Source organism: Paenibacillus sp. Mc5Re-14 (assembly GCF_001049835.1).
Lineage (GTDB): Bacteria > Bacillota > Bacilli > Paenibacillales > Paenibacillaceae > Paenibacillus > Paenibacillus polymyxa_C.
Map to the genome: position 1 here is coordinate 3,271,290 of NZ_CVPD01000001.1, position 26,306 is coordinate 3,297,595.

Sequence of the window (26,306 nt, forward strand, 5' to 3'; positions counted from 1 at the left end):
GAAAGCGGCGCGCATCCCAAGGAAGACGGCGAACAACGTCCAAGCCCGTAAACGCGCAGGCCGAAAGCAAGCTTTTTCGGACCTGCGCCGGGGCATGCGGTCACTTCATTTTTAGGGGAGATACGAATGAAATCTTTGTTTGAAAAGGAAGAACGATACTGGAGCGGCAAGTTTGACGCCGATGACAGCCTGAGCTTCCTTCCCTACAGTCAATCCTCCAAATTATCCGCCGACGGGGAAGCTGCGGCCGAGCCGGGCTTGCTTCACCGTACTCTGCCGAGTGAACTCTCGGAGAGAATCATTTGCCTCGCCAACGGTTCGGATTTGGCTTTGTACATGATTGTTTTGGCAGGAGTAAAAAGCCTGCTGTTCAAATATACCGGGCGGGACCAAGTGCTGATCGGTATGCCTTCTTATAGCGCAGACCCCGACGGGACTCCGCCGCCGCATGACATCTTGGTGATCAAGACGTCCGTAAGCCGCCAGACTACGCTGAAAACGCTGCTCGGGGGCATCAAAGCCTCCATCGGCGAGGCGCTGGAGCATCAGCACCTGCCTTTTCGGAAAATGGTGGAGCCGCTCCATCTGGACTATACGGGGGACGGCCTCCCGGTCGTCAACACCGTCGCATCCTTCGCCCCGATTCATCCGGAACTGCTGGTTAACCGGGTGGCGGCCGATACGGTTTTTCGCTTCGACCGCCAAAACCACTCCATCGAGCTGGAAATAAGCTTTGATGGGCAGCGGTACGAGCGGGCATTTGTGGAACAGGCGGCCGACCATCTTGTTCGGCTGCTGTCTGTGCTTTTATTTCAGCCGGATCTGGAGCTCGGACAAGCCGATGTGCTGTCCCCAGACGAGAGGGAGACGCTGCTGAAGCGATTTAATGACACCGAAACCGAGTTCGAGCGGGGGAAAACTATTTACGGCTTGTTCGAAGAACAGGCGGAGCTTTACCCGGACAACGTGGCCGCCGTCATGAACGAGCGGCAGCTGACCTACCGCGAGCTGAACGAGCGATCCAACCGCCTTGCGCGGAAGCTGCGGGAGACGGGAGTAGAAGCGGACCAGTTGGTAGCGATTCTGGCCGAACGCTCGCTCGATATGGTTGTCGGCATTCTGGCGATTCTCAAAGCGGGCGGAGCATACGTGCCTGTCGATCCCGACTACCCGGAGGAGCGCATCCGCTTCATGATCGAGGATTCGGGCGCGCCGTTATTGCTGATTCAAAAGCATCTGCACGAGAAGACCGACTTCGCAGGAACGCGCCTCGAATTGGACGATTACGTTTGGGGCGACAGAGGGGCGGACTCCGCCGATGCGCTGGACGCTTCGAACCTGGAGCCGATTTCCGGGCCGGGCAACCTGGCCTATGTCATCTACACGTCGGGAACGACCGGCAGACCGAAAGGAACGCTGATCGAGCATAAGAACGTCGTGCGCCTCCTGTTCAACGACAAGAACCTGTTCGACTTCGGGCCGTCCGACACGTGGACGCTGTTCCACTCGTTCTGCTTCGATTTCTCCGTCTGGGAAATGTACGGAGCGCTGCTGTACGGAGGCAAGCTGGTCATCGTACCGCCGCTCACGGCGAAAAATCCGGCCGATTTCCTGGCGCTGCTGGGCCGCGAACAGGTCACGATTTTGAACCAGACGCCAACGTACTTCTATCAGCTGCTGCGTAAGGTCTTGGCGGACCATCCGTACGATCTGCGGATTCGCAACGTCATCTTCGGGGGCGAAGCGCTGAGTCCGCTGCTGCTCAAGGGCTTCAAGACGAAGTACCCGGAGACGAAGCTGATCAATATGTACGGCATTACCGAGACGACGGTTCACGTGACGTATAAGGAAATCACGTGGGTCGAAATGGAGGCGGCGAAGAGCAATATCGGCAAGCCGATCCCGACGCTGAGGGTGTACGTCCTTGATGAAAACCGCCGCCCTGTGCCGATTGGAGTAGCGGGCGAAATGTACGTGGCCGGGGAAGGCCTTGCGAGAGGATACCTAAACCGTCCGGATCTGACGGCGGAGAAGTTCGTCGATTCCCCGTTTGCGGAGGGGGAGAAGCTGTACCGCTCAGGCGACTTGGCAGCTTGGCTGCCGGACGGCAACATCGAATACCTGGGCCGGATCGATCATCAGGTGAAAATCCGCGGGTACCGGATCGAGCTGGACGAAATCGAGACGCAGCTGCTGAAAATCGCCGCCGTGCAAGAAGCCAAGGTGCTCGACCGCGACGACGCGAACGGCCATAAGCAGCTTGTCGCTTATTACGTCGCGGAAACGAGGCTGGCGGCGAATGAACTCAAGGAGGAGCTCGCCAAGCAGCTTCCGGGGTATATGATTCCTTCGCACCTCGTGCAACTTTCGCGGATGCCGCTGACCCCGAACGGGAAAATCGACCGCAAAGCGCTGCCCGCGCCGGAGGAAGCCGCGGCTGGAGGAGCGGAATATGTCGCACCGAGAACGCTGCTCGAAATGAAGATCGCCCGCGTCTGGCAGGATACGCTTGGCGTTCCGCAGGTCGGCGTAAAGGATAACTTTTTTGAGTTGGGTGGCAATTCGTTAAGTCTGATGAGGCTCGTTCAAGCCGTTTACGATGAAACGGGCATCGAGATACCTCTGAACCGCCAATTCCACAATGTAACAGTTGAAGCCATGGCTTTCGGCGAGTCGGATCTCGGCCTGGATAAAGGGGGAGACTCCTTCATTAAGCTGAATAAAGCAGGAGATCTGAACGTGTTCTGCTTCCCTCCGGGCAGCGGCTTCGGCATCGGTTACCGAGAGCTCGCAAGCAGGCTCGACGGCCGGTTCGTGCTCTACGGCATTGATTTTATCGACGATGCCGTCGATTACGAGGCCATGCTGAACCGTTATGTGGACGAGATCGTCCGCATCCAGTCGGAAGGACCTTACGTGCTGCTCGGCTACTGCTTCGGAGGCAACCTGACGTTCGAGGTAGCCAAAACGATGGAGAAAAGAGGGTATTCCGTAACGGACGTGCTCATGGTGGACTCGTGGATTAAGGACACGCTGACGCCTTCCGAAACGTCGGAGAAAGAGCTTGAAGAAATGCTTGCGGATTTCGACGAAGAAGAGAAGGAATTAATGAGCAACCCGCTCGTGCGGGAGCGGGTTCATCGGAAGGTCAAAGCGACCTTGGCGTACGAAGCGCAGCTTATTAATTCCGGTACGATCCCGGCCAGGATTTACGAACTGATTGCGAAGGACAGCGAAGCGTTCCGCCTGGAGCACCAATTGCCTTCCTGGCGGGGGGCAACGACGCAAGCTTATGCCGATTACCGGCTGGAGGGCGCGCACGAGGAATTGCTGGAACTCGCGCGCGTGGAAGAAACGGCCGTCGTCATCCGGGACATCTTAGAGCAAGTCAAGCGGCAGATCGAAGCGGAGGCCGGGGTACTGCATGGAAGCTGACCGCCAGCCGTCTGTTCTAGAACAAGGCACAGCGGCGCCTTCCAAACGCCAAACCGCTTACGCCGCCTGGAAAGCGTTCCGCTGGCTGATGTCCTATGTAAGCCGTCACAAAGGCTGGATGATCGTCGGTGTCTTGTCCGCGATTGCCGCCGCCGTTATTGAGATATGGACGGGAAGTTTGATCGAGCAGCTGACCACCCAGGCCGAGAAGGGGGCGGGGCCAATCGTTCTGCAAATCGTGTACGCGGTCTTTGTGGTCATCTTGATCGGTGTGCCGGCGAAGTTTTTCATGAGCTTCGGCGTGGAGCGAAGCAGCGCCTCTGCGGTGCAGGATATCCGCAACCATGTCATGCGTCATATCGGCAAACTCCCGGTCTCCTATTTGGAAAAGCAGCACTCTGGCGACGTATTGTCGCGGATCAACAACGACCTGCAGCTCATCCAGCAGTTTATGATTCGGGACCTCGCCCAGTGGTTTTATCATCCGCTGTTGTTCATCGGCTGTTTCGCTTATTTGATCTACCTCCAATGGGAGCTGATGCTGTACAGCCTGCTGTTATTTCCTGTAGCGCTGCTGGTTTCCCAATGGATCGGCAAGCAGTTGGAGCGGTTGACGGAGGAAGCCCAGGCGAACATGGGGCGAATGAACGTCAACCTCCAGGATACGCTTGGGGGTATGCCTATTGTAAAAAGCTACCTGCTATCCGGCATGTTATCTCGCTCCTACCAAGTGCTGCTGCAATTGACAGCCCAAAAAAAGCTGGCCGTGAAAAAGCGGGAAGCCTGGGTCAACCCGCTGCTTTCGACGCTGATGATCAGCCCGATCATTTTCGCCGTCAGTTACGGAAGCTATTTGATCTACAAAGGGCAGCTAGGCGCGGGAGAGCTGATCGCCTTCCTGTACTTGCTGAATCTGTGTCTGGAGCCGCTGGAGCATATTCCCGAGCTCATCACGCGGACGTTCGAAATGGCTGGTGCCCTGAGAAGGGTCTCTGAAATCGTCGAGCAGCCGACCGAAACGGAAAATGGCCGTTCGCTTCCGAAAGCGAGCGCCGCCCCCATCGAGTTTCAGAACGTAACCTTCGGGTATGAGGAGAGCTCCCCGATCCTACGGAATGTTAGCTTCTCGGTGCCGGAAGGGAAGACGATCGCGCTTGTCGGAGCGAGCGGCGGAGGGAAGAGCACGGTGTTTAAGCTTGTATGCGGCTTTTATCCGCTTCCGGAGGACCAGGGCGAGATCCGCGTGTTCGGCAGCCTGATCCACGGCGCCGATCCGGAGCAGCTTCGGTCGCATTTTTCCGTGGTAACCCAGGATTCATATTTGTTTAGCGGCACGATCGCTGAAAATATCGGCTACGGGCGGGAAGTAGCGTCGATGGACGAGATTATCGAAGCCGCCAAAGCCGCTCAGGCGCATTCCTTCATTATGCAGCTTCCCGACGGCTACCAGACATATGTCGGAGAGCGCGGAGGCTTTTTGTCCGGCGGGCAGCGCCAGCGCATTGCAATGGCCCGGGCTTTTCTGAAAGATGCTCCCGTTCTGCTGCTGGACGAGCCAACGTCGGCTCTTGATCCGGAGTCGGAAAGCGCGGTTCAGGAAGCGCTGGGCGTATTGATGAAGCAGAGAACGACAATGGTTATTGCCCACCGGCTTTCTACAGTACAAAACGCCGATGAAATTTGGGTCATGGAACAGGGGAGTATTGTTGAAAAGGGCACTCATGAACAATTGCTGAAGATGAAGGGACTGTACGCTCAGTCGTACTATCAGGAATTTACCGAGTCTGCCGAACGCAGGGAGGTGGCGTACACATGAAAAAGGGCGGATGGCTCTCGCAAGTGAAAGAACTCGGCTACTTGTTGATGTTTATGAACCGCAAGCGCAAAACCCAGTACGCCATTGGCCTGGCCGTGACGGCGCTCACCCAGACATTGTTCCTGATCGCCTTCAGCTTGGTCGTACATAACTTGGTTGATTTCGCCGTGTCCCGAGATACGTCCCTGATGGTGGAAGCCTTTATTATTTTGGGCGCGGCCTTGTTCCTGGAAAATGTGATTTCTCCCTGGTTCATTTACTTATACCAGCGCAGTGTCGAGCTGACTGTGCTGAATATCCGCGAACGTCTTTATGACAAGCTGTGCCGGGTGCGGCCGAGATTCCTGGAGCAGACGCACCATGGGGACTTGCTGTCGCGGGTGAACAACGACGTAACGACCGTTGAGTTTACATTCTCGCAGGTTTACTTCGTTTTGCTGCTTCAAGTTGTCTTTTGCATCGGCTCCATTGTCTCCATGGTGTTGATCGATTGGCGGTTTGCCGGCGTATCCTGCGTCATTCTGCTGCTGTCCTCCGTGGTCAGTCTGAAATTTGCGCGGGATATTCGCGCTTTGTCCGAACAAGGCTTGCAAACGCTCGGTAAAATGACCGAAAAATTCAAAGATTTTATGGGCGGCATTCAAATTGTGAAGCTGTTCCGCATCCGCACGATTTACGGCCAGTACGAGGCGTTGAACGAACAAATGACGCAGACGCTTCGGCAAACCGCGCAGAAGAACGGTATGCAGGCTGCGGTGAATCATTTTATCAGCTACGTCACGTTCTGCGGCATCATCGTCATCGGCAGTCTTCTTTATGCCTACGGACTGATGGGAATGGGAAGTGTCGCCGCCCTGGCGGTTCTGCAAGTGAATCTGACGCACGCCTTGTTGAACTTGGGGATGGTTCTGTCGATGACCCAAAATTCGCTCGCGGGCGCTCACCGGATTCAAGAGGTACTAAGAGAGGAAGAGGAACCGGATCGTTTGGGATCTCCTCACAGCGAGCTCGTGTCGGAGGCTGCGGTGGAGTTTCGCGATGTGGAATTTTCCTATCAGGCGGATAAAAAGGTGCTTGTCGACATCTCCATGCAGGTGTTTCCCGGCCAGGTCGCCGCTATCGTGGGGGCCAGCGGCAGCGGCAAAAGTACGCTGATCAAGCTGCTGCTCGGCTTTTATCCTGTGGACAGCGGAGAAATCCTGCTCCAAGGCAAACCGTTCGGCCATTACACGCTGGACGAAATCCGCAGGCAGATTGCATACGTTCCGCAGGAGCCGTTCTTGTTTACCGGCACGATTGAGGAAAACATCCGCTACGGCAACCCGGATGCAACGGATGAAGAAGTGATCGAAGCGGCCAAAGCAGCGTACGCTCACCATTTCATTCAGGAACTTCCTGAACAGTATAAAACGCCGGTGGGGGAGAGAGGAGCGTCGTTGTCGGGCGGACAAAGGCAGCGAATTGCGATCGCCCGGGCGATTCTCAAAAACGCCCCGATTCTGCTTCTGGACGAAGCGACTTCCGCACTGGATAACGAATCCCAGCATTGGGTACAGCAAGCCCTGAACGTATTGATGAAGGGGCGCACCACCATTCTGATCGCCCACCGCCTCAGCACCGTGGAACATGCGGATTTAATTACCGTCATGAACCAAGGGACGGTCGTCGAGCGGGGCCGCCATCAGGACCTGCTGGCGCTCGGGGGTTATTACGCCCGGCTGTACGGCTAGACCCGCTTTACGGCGGGCGGCTTCCTGCTTGCGAATGCGACAGAGTCTTTTAGTAATCCAAGGTATTACTTTATAACCGGTAGTTACCAGAAAACGTAGACACGAAAAAGGAGGAAGAGTCCGAAGGAGCCGTTCCGGGAGTGGCCTGCGCGGTTCTTCTAAGAGTGACTAAGTGACATCTAGGTACAAAGCCTATCTATAAAGAATCTCTAAACCGGGAGTGTGTCGATGTGAGAGAGAATACCAACGAGAAATATGGATTAACGCAAGCCCAGCGCCGAATATGGTTCATGGAAATTATGAATCCGGGAACGTCCATCACGATGCTTTCCGCGACCTACCAGATTACGGGCGAGATCAACACACAGCTTCTGGAGCAAGCGGCGGCAGAGATCGTCAAAACCTATGACGTTTTCCGAATCCGCATTAGCGGGGATTTGCAAAATCCAACGCAGTGGTTCGAAGAGCCGGAGAATGTCCAAGCTAGGATAAGCCGCCTCGAAATAGGCACAACCGAACAATTCTATGCTTGGGTGAAAGAAGTAAGCGAAAAACCGGCCAGCGTGTTCGACGAACACCTCCACCAATTTACGATTATCCATTTTGCGAACGGCCAAGTATGGCTCAATTTGACGGTAAATCATATTATCGCCGACGGCTTGTCCGTCAATGCTTTGCTGCATGCGGTGATGGAAAAATACCTGGAACTGCGCAAAGGCACCTACAGCAGTTACCAGGCCCCTTCCTATCTGGATTATATTTCTGCGGAGCGTGAATATGAGCAATCGCAGCGTTATCAAAAAGGCAAGGAATACTGGCTGACGAAGTACAACACTTTGCCTGAAACGACCGGCATTAAATCGTATCCGCCATTCTCGATCGGCAGCGAATCCAATAAACTGGCCATCACTTTGGACGGTTCCCGGTATGAACGCATTCTGGCCTTCAGCGAACAATATCAGGTCAGCTTATATACGTTATTTCTGTCCGCCATGTACGTCTTATTGTACAAGCTGACCGACAGCACCGATGTTCCGGTCGGCACGGTTTTCGCCAATCGGACCAGCAAGAAGGAAAAAGAAACGATCGGCATGTTCGTCAGCACCGTGGCTACGCGGATTCGTCTGAATCCAGACAAGCACGTGCTTTCCTTGATCCAAACGGTTTCCAAGGAAAATACGGCGGATCTGCGGTATCAGAAATACCCTTATAACCAATTGATCCAGGATTTACGCGAACAACACGGCCGCAACGATCTTTCGGGGCTGTTCCGTACGTCTCTGGAATATCTGCCTTTGAAAATCGTGGAGTACGAAGAAATCAAGGTACGCCTGGAGGCTCACTTCGCTAGGCACGAGATGGACGATTTGCTGCTGCGCTTCGACCATATGTTGAATGAAGGCCATGTAATTCTCCATGCTTCCTATCGTACCGGCCTGTTCGAGACGGCCGAGATTGATCGGATTATGGAACAGTATGTAACCGTTCTGGACCAGTTTCTTCAGACTCCCGAACTGCCGGTACGCGAGATTTCTCTGCTGAGCGATGAGGAGAGACACCGCATTCTCAACGTTTTTAACCCGCCGGTTGCAGGACTTAGCGAGGGAGAAGCGTTTCATCGGTATGTTGAGAAGTTTGCCCGGGAAATTCCAGATCATCCGGCAGTCGTCTACATGGACAAACAGCTGACCTACGGCGAATTGAACGAACGCGCCGAGCGGCTGGCTTCTCTCCTTCGCGAACAGGGCGTGGGAAGGGAGACGATTACGGGGATCTGGGCGGAGCGTTCGGTGGAACTGCTGGTCGGAGTGCTCGCCGTTTGGAAAGCCGGCGGAGCCTATGTACCGCTGGATCCCGATTATCCGGCGGAGCGGATTGAGTACATGCTCAGCGATAGCGATGCATCGGTGCTGCTTACGCAGCGTCATCTGTTGGAGCGGGCCAGAGGTTGGTTGGCTGATGACCGGCTGAAGCTTCAAGCTGTCTATTCCATGGACGATGAACAGATTTATAACGGGGATGCCTTAGCCGTGGAATTTGAATCCGCCGGCAGCGCCCCACAAGACTTGGCTTATGTGATTTACACCTCGGGTACGACGGGACGCCCGAAAGGCGTCATGATCGAGCACGGTAGTCTCGTGAATACGGCGGATGCGTACCGTCGCGAGTACCGGTTGGATCAGTTTCCGGTGCGGCTGCTGCAGCTGGCCAGCTTCTCGTTTGACGTGTTCGTCGGAGACATCGCGCGGACGCTGTATAACGGAGGCACGATGGTGATTGTGCCGAAGGATGACCGGATTGATCCGAACCTCTTATACGGCTGGATTCGGGACCAAAACATTACGGTATTCGAATCGACGCCTGCGCTCATCCTGCCGTTCATGCAGCATATTTATGAAGAAGGGCTGGACGTTAGCTCCATGCAGTTGCTGATTACCAGCTCGGATGCTTGCAGTGTCACCGATTACCGATTGCTGCAGGAAAGATTCGGCGGACAATTCCGCATCATCAACAGCTATGGCGTTACCGAAGCGGCCATTGACAGCAGCTTTTACGGTGAGCCGCTGGATAAGCTGCCGCCGTCAGGTCATGTGCCGATCGGCAAAGCTTGGCTAAACGCCCGGTTTTACATTGTCGATGCCGCATTAAAGCCGGTTCCTGTAGGGGTTTCGGGCGAGCTTGTCATCGGCGGCGCCGGGGTGGCGCGCGGGTACTGGAACCGTCCGGACCTAACCGCCGAGAAGTTTGTGGACAGCCCGTTTGTGCCGGGCGAACGTCTGTATCGGACTGGCGATTTGGCCCGCTGGTTGGAAGACGGCAACGTCGACTTCATCGGCCGGATCGACTATCAGGTGAAAATTCGCGGGTTCCGGATCGAACTCGGCGAAATTGAAACGGCCCTGCTTCGTTTCCCGGGCGTCAAGCAGGCTGTGGTGACCGACCGTACGGATGAGCAGGGGCAGAAGTATTTGTGCGGCTACGTGACGGCGGATGCTTCCTTGCAGCTGAGCGATCTGCTGTCCCAATTGAAGCAAGAGCTGCCGGCCCATATGCTCCCGGCCCGGTTGGTGTCTCTTGATAAGCTTCCGCTCACGCCGAACGGCAAAATTGACCGTAAAGCGCTGCCTGAACCGACCGGAGAGGTAGAAGCAGGCCGTGAGTATGTGGCTCCTCGCACAACGCTTGAAACAAGACTTGCTCTCATTTGGCAGCAGGTGCTGGGTATTGCGCGAGTTGGAGTCCAAGACGATTTCTTTGACTTGGGTGGTCATTCCTTGAGGGCCTCCACGCTGGTTTCCAAGATTCGGAAAGAGCTGCAAGTCGAGGTTCCGCTGCGGGAAGTTTTCCGCTACACCACGATCGAACAGCTGGCCCAAAGAATCGGCGGTTTAAGGCAGCAGGAGACGTATGAGATTACAAAGGCGGCTAAGGCTGAGTACTATCCGGTTTCATCCGAGCAAAAGCGTCTGTACATCCTACGCCAGCTTGACGGGGCCGAGCGCAGCTACAATATGTCGGCGGCGCTTCTTCTCGAAGGCAAGCTGGACCGCACGCGCGTCGAGCACGCGTTCCGGGCGCTGATTCAGCGCCATGAGACGCTGCGTACCGGGATCGAGCAGGTTCAAGGCGAGCTTGTTCAGCGCATCTATGATGAGGTGGAGTTTGCTGTCGATTATTTCCAGGCGAGCGAGCGGGAAGTGGACCAAGTGGTGGAAGCTTACTATCACCCGTTTGATGTAACCAAGCCGCCACTTCTCCGCATCGGCCTGATCGAAGTCGCCGAGGATCGCCACATTCTGCTGTTCGATATGCACCATATCGTCTCGGACGGCATTTCGACAGCGCTGCTCTTCGATGAGTTCAGCCGCCTGTATCGGGGCGAGGAGCTGGCCCCGATACGCATTCAATACAAAGATTATGCCGTTTGGCAGCATTCCGAAGCTTACGGGCAGATGCTCCAGCCGCAGAAGGAATACTGGCTGGAACAGCTGTCGGGCGAGCTGCCGGTATTGGAGCTGCCGACGGACTTCCCGCGGCCTGCGGTACAAAGCTTTGACGGCCGGACCGTGAAGTTTTATATCGGGAAAGAGCGGACGGAGAAGCTGAAAGAGCTGGCGGCGCGGACGGGGACGACCCTGTACATGGTGCTGCTGTCGGCTTACTCCATCCTTATGCATAAATATTCGGGTCAGGAAGATCTGATTGTCGGAACGCCGATTGCCGGAAGAACGCAGGAAGAAGTGCAGCCGATCGTGGGGATGTTTGTCAACACGCTGGCCATTCGCAGCCGTCCGGAGCGTTCCAAGCCGTACCTTTCGTACCTGGAAGAAATCAAGGACATCACGCTCGGGGCTTTCGAACACCCAAATTATTTGTTCGAAGACTTGGTGGAAAGTCTTCACATTCCACGCGCGACCGGCCGGAATCCGCTCTTTGATACGTTCTTCGCCCTGCAAAATACGGAAAACGAGCAAATTGTCATCGAGGGGCTGGAGCAATCGTTTTATCCGCTGGAAAACCGAACATCCAAGTTCGAGCTGCTCCTGGACATTTCGGAGCTGGACGGTCAGCTCGAATGCCGGTTGGATTACGCTACGGCTTTGTATAAACAGGAGACCGCGGAGCGGTTCGCCAGACATTATGACAAGCTGCTGGAAACCATCGCAGCAGCGCCGGACGGGGATATTGCCTCGCTGGAAATGCTCACAGAGGAGGAAATCCGCGAGTTGGTGGGCGGTTTCAACGATTCGGAGGCGGACTACCCGCGGCAGCAGACGATTCACGGCTTGTTCGAAGAGCAGGCGGAGCTTTACCCGGACAACGTAGCCGCCGTCATGAACGAGCGGCAGCTGACATACCGCGAGCTGAACGAGCGATCCAACCGCCTTGCACGGAAGCTGCGGGAGACGGGAGTAGAAGCGGACCAGCTGGTAGCGATTCTGGCCGAACGCTCGCTTGATATGGTTGTCGGCATTCTGGCGATTCTCAAAGCGGGCGGAGCATACGTGCCTGTCGATCCCGACTACCCGGAGGAGCGCATCCGCTTCATGATCGAGGATTCGGGCGCGCCGTTATTGCTGATTCAAAAGCATCTGCACGAGAAGACCGACTTCGCAGGAACGCGCCTCGAATTGGACGATTTCGTTTGGGGCGACAGAGGGGCGGACTCCGCCGATGCGCTGGATGCTTCGAACCTGGAGCCGATTTCCGGACCGGGCAACCTGGCATATGTCATCTACACGTCGGGAACGACCGGCAGACCGAAAGGAACGCTGATCGAGCATAAGAACGTCGTGCGCCTCCTGTTCAACGACAAGAACCTGTTCGACTTCGGGCCGTCCGACACGTGGACGCTGTTCCACTCGTTCTGCTTCGATTTCTCCGTCTGGGAAATGTATGGAGCGCTGCTGTACGGAGGCAAGCTGGTCATCGTACCGCCGCTCACGGCGAAAAATCCGGCCGATTTCCTGGCGCTGCTGGGCCGCGAACAGGTCACGATTTTGAACCAGACGCCAACGTACTTCTACCAGCTGCTGCGTGAGGTCTTGGCGGACCATCCGTACGATCTGCGGATTCGCAACGTCATCTTCGGGGGCGAAGCGCTGAGTCCGCTGCTGCTCAAGGGCTTCAAGACGAAGTACCCGGAGACAAAGCTGATCAATATGTACGGCATTACCGAGACGACGGTTCACGTGACGTATAAGGAAATCACGTGGGTCGAAATGGAGGCGGCGAAGAGCAATATCGGCAAGCCGATCCCGACGCTGAGGGTGTACGTCCTTGATGAAAACCGCCGCCCTGTGCCGATCGGTGTAGCGGGCGAAATGTACGTGGCCGGGGAAGGCCTTGCGAGAGGATACCTGAACCGTCCGGATCTGACGGCGGAGAAGTTCGTCGATTCCCCGTTTGCGGAGGGGGAGAAGCTGTACCGCTCGGGCGACTTGGCAGCTTGGCTGCCGGACGGCAACATCGAATACCTGGGCCGAATCGACCACCAGGTCAAAATCCGCGGGTACCGGATCGAGTTGGACGAAATCGAGACGCAGCTTCTGAACGTCGAGGGCGTGGAAGAAGCGGTGGTGCTCGCCCGTCAGGACGGCGGGGGCGAGAAGGCGCTTGTCGCCTACTTTGTGGCGGACCGGACGCTGACGGTCAGTGAAATGAGAACCTCGCTGGCCCAGGGAATGCCGGGGTACATGATCCCGTCGTACTTCGTGCAGTTGGAGCGCATGCCGCTGACGACCAACGGCAAAGTGGACCGCAAAGCGCTGCCGGAGCCGCAAGGTGGCTTGCAAACGGGCGTCGAATACGTAGCGCCGCGTAACCGGACGGAGTCCCAGCTTGTGAAGATCTGGGAGGAAGTGCTGGGCTACTCCGGCATTGGAGTCTTGGACAATTTCTTCGAGCTCGGCGGCCACTCCTTGCGGGCGACGAACCTTGTCAGCAAGATTCGGAAGGAAATGAACGTCGAACTTCCGCTGCGCGATGTGTTCCGCTGTATGACGGTAGAGTCGATGGCCGGGGCTATTGCCAGCTTGGAAGAAACGCGGCACAGCTCGATTCCGAAAGCGGAAGAGAAAGCGTACTATCCGGTTTCCTCCGCGCAAAAAAGGCTGTACGTCCTGCACCAACTGGATGGCTCAGAGCTGAATTACAACCTCCCAAGCGCCTTGCAATTGGAAGGGGCTTTGAACGAGGCCAAAGTGGAAAAGGCGCTGACTACTTTGGTGGCCCGGCACGATATGCTGCGCACCGGTTTTGAAATCGTGAATGGGGAGCCGGTTCAGCGTATTCATCCGTTCGTAGCTTTCAAAGTCGAGAAGCTTCAAGCAAGCGAAGATCAGGTTGCGGCCATTCTTGAAGGCTTCATTCAGCCTTTTGACTTGACCCAGCCGCCTTTGCTGCGCGCCCTACTGATCGAACTGGAGAGAGAGAAATTTCTGCTCGCGCTGGATATTCATCATATTGGTTCCGACGGCCTTTCCATGGACGTGCTGCTGCGCGAATTCGTGCGGCTTTACAATGGGGAGGAATTGCCGGAGCTGCGGATTCAATACAAGGATTACGCCGTTTGGCAGCAATCCGAGGAGCAGCGCCAGCGCATCAAACGGCAGGAGGAATACTGGCGTGGGGTATTCAGCTCCGAGCTTCCGGTTCTTGAGCTGCCTCTCGACTTCTCCCGCCCGGCCGTTCAGCAGTTTGACGGTCAAACGCTCACGTTTACGCTGGATGCGGAGAAAAGCGAAGCTCTCAAACGGCTTGCCGGCGATTCGGGGGCGACGCTGTACATGCTTCTGCTAGCTGCGTACTCCGTATTGCTTCATAAATACGCGGGACAGGAAGATATAGTGGTTGGCACTCCGATTGCCGCCCGTTCTCACGCCGACCTGCAGCCGATTATCGGCATGTTCGTCAATACGCTGGCCCTTCGCTTGGCCCCGGTGGCGGAGCGGACGTTCCTGGATTACTTGCAGGAAGTGAAGGAAACGACGCTTGGAGCCTACGAGCACCAGGACTATCCGTTCGAGGAGCTGGTGGAAGCTCTTCAGGTGAGCCGGGATTTAAGCCGGAATCCTCTGTTTGACACCATGTTTTCTTTGCAAAAGCACGAAAGCTTGGATTTAACCCTGGAAGGTTTGAAATGGTCGCTGTTCGACATCGAGGAAAAGACGGCAAAGTTTGATCTTAGCTTTGATATCGTGGAAGCCGATAACGAGCTGGTTTGCAAGATCGAGTACGCTACCTCGTTGTTTAGACAGGAAACGATGGTACGGCTGGCGGGTCATTACGAGCAGCTTTTAGCGTCGATCCTGGCTCAGCCGGGTGCGCGGATTTCGGATTTGGATATCTTGACGGACAGCGAAAAGCATGATTTGCTGGTCGGGTTTGACGTGTCGTCTTCGGCTCTTGCGAAGCAACCCGCCGCAAAGGGTACAGGTTTGGAAGCGGATGAGTCGTGGAGAGAGAGAACGTTCCACGAGCTGTTCGAGGAGCAGGCGGAGCGCACTCCGGGAGCGCTGGCGGTTGTCTACGAAGACAGCAAGCTGACGTATGCGGAGCTGAACGCCAAAGCGAATCGTCTGGCGTATGCACTGCGGGAGCGCGGGGTGAAGCCGGAGCAGGTGGTCGGCATTCTGGCCGGCCGTTCGGCGGAGCTGTTGATCGGGGTGCTCGCCGTATGGAAAGCGGGTGGCGCTTATGTGCCGCTCGACCCGGACTATCCGGCGGAGCGGATCGAGTATATGCTCGCGGACAGCGGGGCGTCGGTGCTGCTCACGCAGACCCGCCTGCTGGAGCAGGCGGAAGCTTGGTGCAGCGACGGAGCTCTAGTGCTGCAAACGGTGCTTGCGCTTGACGACGCCGCGACGTACAGCCTCGGCGCGTCGGAAGCGGCTGTGGGCGTACAAGCTTTGGGCGAAGCAGGCGCAGAGGCGGAGGCTTTGGCACAAGCGGAAACGGCTGCTGCCGAAAAATCCGCCACGGCAGAAGCCGAGAAGAACGTACTAGCGGCGGATCTCGCATCGAATCCGGCGAATGTGAACAAGCCGCGCGATTTGGCTTACGTCATCTACACCTCCGGTACGACGGGCAAGCCGAAGGGCGTGATGATCGAGCACCGCAGCCTGGTGAACACGGCGGCGGGCTACCGGCGGGAATACCGCCTGGATCAGTTCCCGATCCGGCTGCTGCAGCTCGCAAGCTTCTCGTTCGACGTGTTCGTCGGCGACATTGCGCGGACGCTGTACAACGGGGGCACCATGGTCATCGTGCCGAAGGACGACCGGATTGATCCAACCCGCCTCTACGGCTGGATTCGCGACTACGCCGTGACGGTGTTCGAATCGACTCCGGCGCTGATCGTGCCGTTCATGGAGCATGTGCATGCCGAGGGTCTGGACCTCAGCTCGATGCAGCTGCTGATCACAAGCTCGGATGCGTGCAGCGTAGCGGATTACCGCACCTTGCAGGAGCGCTTCGGCTCGCAGTTCCGTATTATTAACAGCTACGGCGTAACGGAAGCGGCGATTGACTCCAGCTTCTATGACGAGCCGCTGAAGAAGCTGCCGAAGACGGGCAGCGTGCCGATCGGCAAAGCGTGGCTGAACGCCAAGTTCTACATCGTGGATGCGAATCTGAAGCCGGTGCCGATCGGGGTGTTGGGCGAGCTGGTTATCGGCGGAGCGGGTGTGGCCCGCGGTTACTTGAACCGCCCGGATTTGACGGCGGAGAAATTCGTAGACAGTCCGTTCGCCGCTGGGGAGCGGCTGTACCGGACGGGCGACCTGGCGCGCTGGATGCCGGACGGCAACGTGGACTTCATCGGCCGGATCGACAACCAGGTGAAAATTCGCGGCTATCGGATCGAGCTTGGTGAAATTGAAGCGGCCATGAAAAATTTTGCCGGCGTGCGTCAAGCGCTTGTCATCGACCGGACGGACGAGCGGGGGCAGAAATATTTGTGCGGGTATGTCGTAGCGGATTCCAGCTTCGATCTGGAAGGGTTTGTGGCCCATCTGGACGCCGCGCTGCCTTCCCATATGGTGCCTTCGCGCATCATGCGCCTGGATCAATTGCCGCTTACGCCGAACGGGAAGATCGACCGTAAAGCGCTGCCTGTACCGGAAGGAAGCATTCGTGCCGAGGCTGCATACACGGCACCTCGTACTCCTGCCGAGCAAGCACTTGCGTCGGTCTGGCAGTCGGTGCTGGGCATGGATCAGGTCGGCACGATGGACAATTTCTTTGCGCTCGGCGGCGATTCGATCAAGGCCTTGCAGGTATCGTCCCGTCTTTTGCAAACGGGGTACAAGCTGGTCATGAAAGATTTGTTCCATTACCCGACGATTTCCGCCCTTAGTTTGCAGCTGCAAACGGCGGAGAGAACGGCAAGCCAGGCCGAAGTGACGGGAGAGGTCATCTTGACCCCGATTCAGCGCTGGTTCTTTGAACAAAATCCGGCCGACGTGCATCACAGCAACCAGGCGTTCATGCAGTTCTCCAAGCAAGGGTTTGATGAAGAAGCTTTACGCCAAGCGGTGCGTCAGCTTGTCGTGCATCACGATGCTCTCCGTACGGTTTACCGCCAAACCGAGAATGGCTATATCGCCTGGAACCGCGGCGCCGGGGAGAACGAAGCGCTGTTCGATCTGAAAGTTGTCGATTTCAAGGGAGTCGGCGATGTGAAAGAAGCGGTAGAGGCTAAGGCGAATGACATTCAAGCGAGCATCGATCTGGAAAACGGTCCGCTGGTGAAGCTCGGCTTGTTCCGCTGCGACGACGGCGACCACCTGCTCATCGCGATCCATCACTTGGTCGTAGACGGCGTATCCTGGCGGATTCTGCTTGAGGATTTTGCTGCCGGCTATGAGCAGGCGCTGCAAGGGCAGCCGATCCGTCTGCCGCTCAAAACGGATTCATTCCAAACGTGGGCGAAACAGCTCGCTGATTATGCGAACGGTCCGGCGATGGAAAGCGAGAGAGAGTACTGGCAGCATATCGAGCAATTGACCTATGAGCCGCTTCCGAAAGATTTTGAACAAGGCAGATCCAAGCTGAAGGACAGCGGGCTCGTGACCGTTCGCTTGACGGCGGAGGAAACCGAACAGCTGCTGAAGCAGGCACACCGTGCTTACCATACGGAAATGAATGATTTGCTGCTTGCCGCGCTTGGCCTCGCGATACAAGCTTGGAGCGGCCGGGAACGCGTGCTGGTGAATCTCGAAGGCCACGGCCGGGAAGATATTTTGCCGGATGTGGACATTACGCGCACGGTAGGCTGGTTTACAAGCCAATTCCCTGTCGTTCTGGAGCCGGGTCACGCCCAGGCGCTCGGTCATCAGGTGAAACAGGTTAAAGAAAGCTTGCGCCGCATTCCGAACAAAGGAATCGGCTACGGCATCCTGCGTTATTTGTCGGCGCCGCGTGACGGCGAGCGCTTCGCTTTGGAGCCGGAGATCAGCTTTAACTATTTGGGTCAGTTCGACCAGGATTACGAAAGCAGCGGCTCGCGGCCGTCTCCGTTCAGCCCGGGCTCCGATTCAAGTCCGAATGCAGTGATGGATTATGTCCTCGATATCAACGGTATGGTGTCGGAAGGAGTGCAGGAACTCACGATCCGTTATGGGGAAACCCAGTATAAACGGGAAACGGTAGAGCGCCTGGGCACCCTGCTTCATTCGAGCTTGCGTGAAGTCATCAGCCATTGCGTATCGAAAGAGCGGCCGGAGCTTACGCCTAGCGACGTACTGCTTCAAGATGTGACGGTGGAGGAACTGGAGCGGCTGGCTGAACATACGGCGGCGCTCGGCGAACTGGAGAATGTATACACCCTGACTCCGCTGCAAAAAGGGATGTTGTTCCACAGCCTGCTGGATGCCGATTCGGAAGCTTACTTCGAACAGGTGACCTTCGATCTGTACGGAAGCCTGAATGTCGAAGCCTTCACCCAAGGATTGGATACGCTGGTGCAGCGGAATGAGGCGCTACGGACCAACTTTATTACCGGCTGGAGAGACGAGCCGATTCAAGTGGTATTCCGCGAGCGGAAGTGTGAAGTGTACTTCGAAGATATTCGCTCGGTAAGCGATGAAGACCCGGAGAAGACGATAGCCGATTTCGTCAGCGCGGATAAAGCGAACAAGTTCGATTTGGCCCGAGGTTCTCTTATGCGCGTGACAGTTTTGCGCACGGGCGACGAGTCCTACCATGTGATCTGGAGTCACCATCACATTTTGATGGACGGCTGGTGCATGTCCTTCATGATCAAGGAAGTGTTCGACACCTACTTCGCGTTCCAGGAGAAGCAGACGCTGGAGCTTCCTCCGGTTACCTCGTACTCCCGGTATATCGAATGGCTGGAAGCTCAAGATGCCGCGAAAGCTTCGCGTTACTGGTCCGAGTATTTGGCGGGTTACGATCAGCAGACCAAGCTGCCCCAGAAGAAAACGCAGCTGAAGCAGGGCCATTTTGAAGCGGCTGAAATCGATGTGGAACTCAGCAAGGAACTGACCGGGCAAATCGAGCGGGTGGCGCGCCAGCAGCAGGTGACGCTCAATACGTTCATGCAGACCGTATGGGGACTGGTTTTGCAGGTATACAACAACAGCGAGGATGTCGTATTCGGCTCCGTCGTATCCGGGCGTCCAGCGGAAATTCCGGGCATCGAAAGCATGATCGGCCTGTTTATTAATACGATCCCGGTCCGTATTCAAGGCAAAGCCGAGGAGACGGTAGCCGATATCTTGAGAAAAACCCAGGATCAAGCGCTGGCATCGGGAGCTTACGAAACGTTCCCGCTGTTCGAAATTCAGTCGCTGAGCGAGCAAAAGCGAGACTTGATCAACCATATCATGGTCTTTGAAAATTATCCGATGGAAGAACAGATTGAGCAGGTCGTCGGCGGAGACCAAGAAGCGCTGAAAATCGCTAATATCCAGTCGCCGGAGCAAACGAACTACGACCTGGACATTACCGTCATTCCGGAAGAGCATATTTTGCTGCGGTTTACGTACAATGCGCTGACGTTCAGAGAGGAAGACATCAGGCTGATCCACGGTCATTTTGCCCAAGCACTGGAGAAGGTTGCGGCTAACCCGAACATCCGCGTGAATCAGTTGGAGCTTTTGACGGCGGCGGAAAAAGAGCAAATTCTTGGCGCGTTTAATCCGGCGCAGCCGGAAGCGGCTCCTGCGGCCGCGTTCCACCGGCTGTTCGAGGAACAGGCGGAGCGCACGCCGGAAGAGGCAGCCGTCGTGTACGAGAACGACCGGCTGACGTATGCGGAGCTGAACGAGCGGGCGAACCGCTTGGCGGCTACGCTGCGCGCAAGCGGCATCGGCCGGGAGACGATCGTCGGCATTCTCGCCGAGCGTTCGGTGGACTTGCTGGTGGCCGTGCTGGCCGTCTGGAAAGCGGGCGGGGCGTATGTGCCGCTGGACCCGGATTATCCGGCGGAGCGCGTGCGGTTCATGCTCGAAGACAGCGGAGCGAAGGTGCTGCTGACGCAAACGGCGCTGCGAGAGCGTGCCGAAGACTGGCTCGGCGAAGAGGAGCTGGCGCTGGCGGCGGTGCTGTACCTGGACGAAGAAACTTCGTACAGCGAGGAGCGGGCGAATGCGCCGATTGGCTCGGGCATGGTCTCCGGCATGCTGACGGATGCTGTGGACGACGGCGATGAGAGCCATCAGAATGTTGGCACCGACAGCTTCCATGAAGCCCGTCCGGAGGATCTGGCGTACGTGATCTATACGTCGGGAACGACGGGCAAGCCGAAGGGCGTGATGATCGAGCACCGCAGCCTGGTGAACACGGCGGCGGGCTACCGGCGGGAATACCGGTTGGATCAGTTCCCGGTGCGGCTGCTGCAGCTCGCAAGCTTCTCATTCGACGTGTTCGTGGGAGATATCGCGCGGACGCTGTACAACGGAGGCACGATGGTGATCGTGCCGAAGGACGACCGGATCGATCCGTCTCGTCTGCACTACTGGATTGAGCGGGAGCAGGTCACCATCTTCGAATCGACGCCGGCGCTGATCGTGCCGTTCCTGGAGTACGTGCACGAGCAGCAACTGGATATGAGCTGGATGGAGCTGTTGATCACGAGCTCGGACAGCTGCAGCGTGGCGGATTACCGGACCTTGCAGGAACGCTTTGGCTCGTTGTTCCGGATCATCAACGCATACGGCGTGACGGAAGCGGCGATCGACTCCAGTTTCTACGACGAGGAGCTGGCGAAGCTGCCGCAGACAGGCAATGTGCCGATCGGCAAAGCGTGGCTGAATGCGAAATTCTACATCGTGGATGCGCACCTGAATCCGGTGCCAGTCGGGGTGCTGGGCGAGCTGGTCATCGGCGGAGTCGGAGTGGCGCGCGGGTACTTGAACCGTCCGGAGCTGACGGAAGAGAAGTTCGTAGACAGCCCGTTCGCCGCGGGCGAGCGGTTGTACCGCACGGGAGACTTGGCGCGGTGGATGGAGGACGGGAACGTGGACTTCATCGGCCGGATCGACAACCAGGCGAAAATCCGGGGGTACCGGATCGAGACGGGCGAAGTCGAGGCGAAGCTGCTGAGTGTAGGTGGCGTGAAGGAAGCGGTCGTCGTCGTCAGGGAAGATCAAGAAGGTCAGAAAGCTTTGTGCGCTTATTATACAGCGGAAGAAGGCTTGACGGCGTTGGACCTGAAGCGGGCGATTGCCAGCGAGCTGCCGGGGTACATGATCCCGTCGTACTTTGTGGAGCTGGAGCACCTGCCTCTGACGCCGAACGGAAAGATCGACCGGAAGGCGCTGCCGGCACCGGAAGGGGGAGCAGGCGGAAGCCGCGAATACGTGGCGCCGCGCACCGAACTTGAGGCGAAGCTGGCCGCCATTTGGCAGGATGTGCTTGTTCGGGAGAAGGCGGTAGGCGTAACGGACAACTTCTTCGACCTCGGCGGACACTCCCTGCGGGCGACGACGCTTGTCAGCAAAATGCATAAGGAGCTAGGCGTTGAATTCCCGCTTCGCGACGTATTCCGCTACTCGACGGTTGAGGAAATGGCCGCGGCTATGGAGCGGCTGGAGATCGGCTCGTTCACGGCTATTCCGGCTGCGGAACCTAGCGAGTATTATCCGCTCTCTTCCGCTCAGAAACGTCTCTATATCTTGAACCAGCTGGAAGGAGCCGAGCTGAGCTACAACATACCGGGAGCTATGTTGCTCGAAGGAGAGCTCGACCGGCAGCGGTTTGAAGAAGCGTTCCGCGGGCTCGTAGCTCGTCATGAAACGCTGCGTACCGGCTTTGAGATGGTAAAAGGCGAAGCGGTTCAGCGAATTTACGAAGAAGCCGCCTTCCAGGTGGAATATGTGCAGATCAGCGGGGAGCAGGCGGAAGAAACGGTGCGCCAATTCGTTCGTCCGTTTGATCTAGCGAAGCCGCCACTTCTGCGGGTAGGCCTTGCCGAACTGGCGCCGGACCGGCACATTCTAATGTTCGATACGCATCATATCGTATCCGACGGCGTTTCGATTGACGTACTGATCGAAGAGTTCGTCCGCTTGTACAGCGGGGAACAGTTGGAGCCGCTCCGCATTCAATACAAAGATTATGCGGTATGGCAGCAATCGGACGAGCAGAAAGCTCAGCTTGCCAAGCAGGAAGCCTACTGGCTCGACATGTTCCGCGGAGAGCTGCCGGTTTTGGAATTGCCGACGGACTATCCGCGCCCGTCTATGCAGAGCTACGAGGGCCGCACGCTGCAATTGTTTATGGATAGCGAGAAAAGCGAGGGTCTGAAACGGCTTGCAGCCGAGAACGGCGCAACGCTTTACATGGTTCTGCTTGCTGGTTATACAATATTATTGCATAAGTATACAGGGCAAGAAGACGTGGTGGTCGGTACGCCGATTGCGGGAAGAAATCACAGCGATGTTCAGCCGCTGATCGGGATGTTCGTCAATACTCTGGCCATCCGCAGTTATCCGGCTGCCGGTAAAACGTTCCTTGACTACTTGAAGGAAATCAAGGAGACGACGCTGGGCGCTTTTGAACATCAGAATTATCCGTTTGAGGAACTGGTGGATAAGGTAAACGTAGCTCGCGATTTAAGCCGCAATCCGTTGTTCGATACAATGTTTGCTTTGCAGAATACAGAGAATTTGGAAATCCAGCTTTCCGGACTCCATTTGTCGACGTATGCCAGCGAAGAAATTGTTTCTAAATTCGATCTCAGCTTGGACGTCACGGAGATCGAGGAAGGCTTGGAATATCTGTTTGAATACGCCACTGCTCTTTATAAAACCGAAACGGTGGAGAAATTGGCCGCTCACTACTTGCAGCTGCTTGAATCCATTCTCCGCAACCCGTCGGCGACTATTGCCGAGCTGGGCATTTTGACACCGGCGGAAAAAGAGCAAATTCTCGGCGCGTTTAACCCGGCGCAGCCGGAAGCGGCTCCTGCGGCCGCGTTCCACCGACTGTTTGAGGAACAGGCGGAGCGCACGCCGGAAGAGGCGGCCGTCGTGTACGAGAACGACCGGCTGACGTATGCTGAGCTGAACGAGCGGGCGAACCGCTTGGCGGCTACGCTGCGCGCAAGCGGCATCGGCCGGGAGACGATCGTCGGCATTCTCGCCGAGCGTTCGGTGGACTTGCTGGTGGCCGTGCTGGCCGTCTGGAAAGCGGGCGGGGCGTATGTGCCGCTGGACCCGGATTATCCGGCGGAGCGCGTGCGGTTCATGCTCGAAGACAGCGGAGCGAAGGTACTGCTGACGCAAACGGCGCTGCGAGAGCGTGCTGAAGCCTGGCTTGGCGAAGAGGAGCTGGCGCTGGCGGCGGTGCTGTACCTGGACGACGAAGCGTCGTACAGCGAGGAGCGGGCGAATGCGCCGATTGGCTCGGGCATGGTCTCCGGCAAGCTGACGGATGCTGTGGACGACGGCGATGAGAGCCATCAGAATATCGGCACCGACAGCTTCCATGAAGCCCGTCCGGAGGATCTGGCGTACGTGATCTATACGTCGGGAACGACGGGCAAGCCGAAGGGCGTGATGATCGAGCACCGCAGCCTGGTGAACACGGCGGCGGGCTACCGGCGGGAATACCGGTTGGATCAGTTCCCGGTGCGGCTGCTGCAGCTCGCAAGCTTCTCGTTCGACGTGTTCGTGGGAGATATCGCGCGGACGCTGTACAACGGAGGCACGATGGTGATCGTGCCGAAGGACGACCGGATCGATCCGTCTCGTCTGCACCACTGGATTGAGCGGGAACGGGTCACCATCTTCGAATCGACGCCGGCGCTGATCGTGCCGTTCCTGGAGTACGTGCACGAGCAGCAACTGGATATGAGCTGGATGGAGCTGTTAATCACGAGCTCGGACAGCTGCAGCGTGGCGGATTACCGGACCTTGCAGGAACGCTTCGGCTCGTTGTTCCGGATCATCAACGCATACGGCGTGACGGAAGCGGCGATCGACTCCAGCTTCTACGACGAGGAACTGACGAAGCTGCCGCAGACAGGCAATGTGCCGATCGGCAAAGCGTGGCTGAATGCGAAATTCTACATCGTGGACGCGCACCTGAATCCGGTGCCGGTCGGGGTGCTGGGCGAGCTGGTCATCGGCGGAGTCGGAGTGGCGCGCGGGTACTTGAACCGTCCGAAGCTGACGGAAGAGAAGTTCGTAGACAGCCCGTTCGCCGCGGGCGAGCGGCTGTACCGCACGGGAGACTTGGCGCGGTGGATGGAAGACGGGAACGTGGACTTCATCGGCCGGATCGACAACCAGGCGAAAATCAGGGGGTACCGGATTGAGACGGGCGAAGTCGAGGCGAAGCTGCTGAGTGTAGGTGGCGTGAAGGAAGCGGTCGTCGTCGTCAGGGAAGATCAAGAAGGTCAGAAAGCTTTGTGCGCTTATTATACAGCGGAAGAAGGCTTGACGGCGTTGGACCTGAAGCGGGCGATTGCCAGCGAGTTGCCGGGGTACATGATCCCGTCGTACTTCGTGGAGATGGAGCGCCTGCCTCTGACGCCGAACGGAAAGATCGACCGGAAGGCGCTGCCAGCGCCGGAAGGGGGAGCAAGCGCAGGCCGCGAATATGTGGCGCCGCGCACCGAACTGGAGGCGAAACTGGTCGCCATCTGGCAGGACGTGCTCGGGTCGGTCACGATTGGCGTGACGGACAACTTCTTCGACCTCGGCGGGCACTCCCTGCGGGCGACGACGCTGGTCAGCAAGGTGCACAAGGAGCTGAGCGTGGACCTGCCGCTGCGCGATGTGTTCCGGCACTCGACCATCGAAGCGATGGCCGAAGCGATCAGCCAATTGGAGCGGCAGGAACACCTCTCCATTCCGGTTCTGGATAAGAGGGATTACTATCCGCTTTCCTCCGTGCAAAAACGGCTGTACATCCAGCAGCAGATGGAAGGCGCCGAGCTTAGCTACAACATGTCCGGCATGACGGTTCTCGTCGGGCGCTTGGAACGGAATCAATTCGAGGCGGCGCTCAAAGGATTGATAGCTCGTCACGAAATTTTGCGAACTGGCTTCGAAATGGTCGACGGCGAACCGGTACAACGGATTTATCCGGACTTGAAGTTTGCCGTCGAGTATACGAAAGCGACGGAAAGTGAAACGAAGAGCATCGTAGACGGCTTTGTGCGCGTCTTTGATTTGGAGCGGCCGCCGCTGCTGCGTGTGGGCTTAGTCGAATGGGAAGCGGAACGGCATCTGCTCATGCTGGACATTCATCATATCGTTACGGATGGCATGTCGATGGGCATCTTCGTCGAAGAGCTGCTGCGCCTGTATAACGGCGAGACTCTGGAACCGCTTCGGATTCAATACAAGGAATTCGCCGCTTGGCAGCAGTCCGAACCTGTAAAAGAGCGGCTGAAACGTCAGGAAGCCTACTGGCTGGACGTGCTGGAAGGCGAACTGCCGACGCTTGAACTGCCTACGGACTTTGTCAGACCTGCCGCTCGCAGCTTTGAGGGAGATGTGCTGCCTTTCAGCATCGACAAGCAGATGACCGACAGCTTGCAGCGCATCGCCGATGAGAACAGTGCCACCCTTTATATGGTGTTATTGGCGGCCTATTCAATCCTGCTCAGCAAGTACTCGGGACAAGAAGACTTCATTGTAGGCACGCCGGCTTCGGGCCGCACACATGCCGACCTGGAGCCGCTCATCGGAATGTTTGTCAACACTTTGGCGATTCGCCATTATCCGTCCGGGGAGAAGACGTTCCTCGCTTACTTGAACGAAGTCAAAGAAACGATGCTGGGGGCCTACGACCACCAGGATTATCCGTTCGAGGAGCTTGTGAAAAAGCTGCAGGCGCCGCGAGATCAAAGCCGCAATCCTGTATTCGATGTCATGTTTGTTCTGGAAACCAAGGAAGATAACGTTCAAAGCTTCGGGGATATCAAGATCGAATCTTATCCGGAAACTCATACGGTTTCCCAATTTGATCTTACCTTGGTCATTTCGTTGCTGGATGAGGGAATGAACGGGCAGTTTGAATATGCAACCAAGTTGTTTACGCGCAATCTGATCGACAATTTCGCTCAGGACCTGCTCGTGATCATCACCCAAATTTGCGAACAGCCTTCGGTGCTGTTGAAGGATATTTCCCTGAACGGGCAATCCGAACAGGAGCAAGATGTGCTAGAGGCCATTGATATTATTTTCTAATCCCTTACCCGGTTTGGGTGTATGCCGTATTTCTCTCGGTACACATCCTGCCGGGTGTTTTTTTCCAAATGAAAGGGAAAAAGGCGTACGCTATAGCAAACTTAAAGCTCTAAATATAATTTTAAAAAACCTAAATTTTTTCAAGTTGTGGTTTAA

The 26,306-nt window shown here is 56.7% G+C and carries 4 protein-coding genes; all 4 read left to right on the forward strand.

Annotated features, from left to right (window positions below; all coding sequences use genetic code 11):
- The first annotated feature begins 126 nt into the window (after window positions 1–126).
- The 4 genes from BN1546_RS14865 (at window position 127) to BN1546_RS14880 (ending at window position 26,150) form a co-directional block, all read left to right on the forward strand.
- A complete protein-coding gene (locus BN1546_RS14865) occupies window positions 127–3,435 on the forward strand; it encodes a non-ribosomal peptide synthetase (RefSeq protein ID WP_090738100.1) in 3,309 nt (1,102 codons plus the stop codon).
- Window positions 3,425–5,251 (forward strand): ABC transporter ATP-binding protein, encoded by a 1,827-nt coding sequence (locus BN1546_RS14870; RefSeq protein ID WP_090738102.1) that lies wholly within the window; start codon window positions 3,425–3,427, stop codon window positions 5,249–5,251. The genes BN1546_RS14865 and BN1546_RS14870 overlap by 11 nt, the downstream gene beginning before the upstream one ends.
- A complete protein-coding gene (locus BN1546_RS14875; RefSeq protein WP_013373222.1) occupies window positions 5,248–6,981 on the forward strand; it encodes an ABC transporter ATP-binding protein in 1,734 nt (577 codons plus the stop codon). Before BN1546_RS14870 ends, BN1546_RS14875 begins: the two co-directional genes overlap by 4 nt.
- Before the next feature lie 230 nt (window positions 6,982–7,211).
- On the forward strand, window positions 7,212–26,150 hold the full coding sequence (locus BN1546_RS14880; protein WP_090738104.1) for a non-ribosomal peptide synthetase: 18,939 nt from the start codon (window positions 7,212–7,214) through the stop codon (window positions 26,148–26,150).
- The last annotated feature ends 156 nt before the right edge of the window (window positions 26,151–26,306 follow it).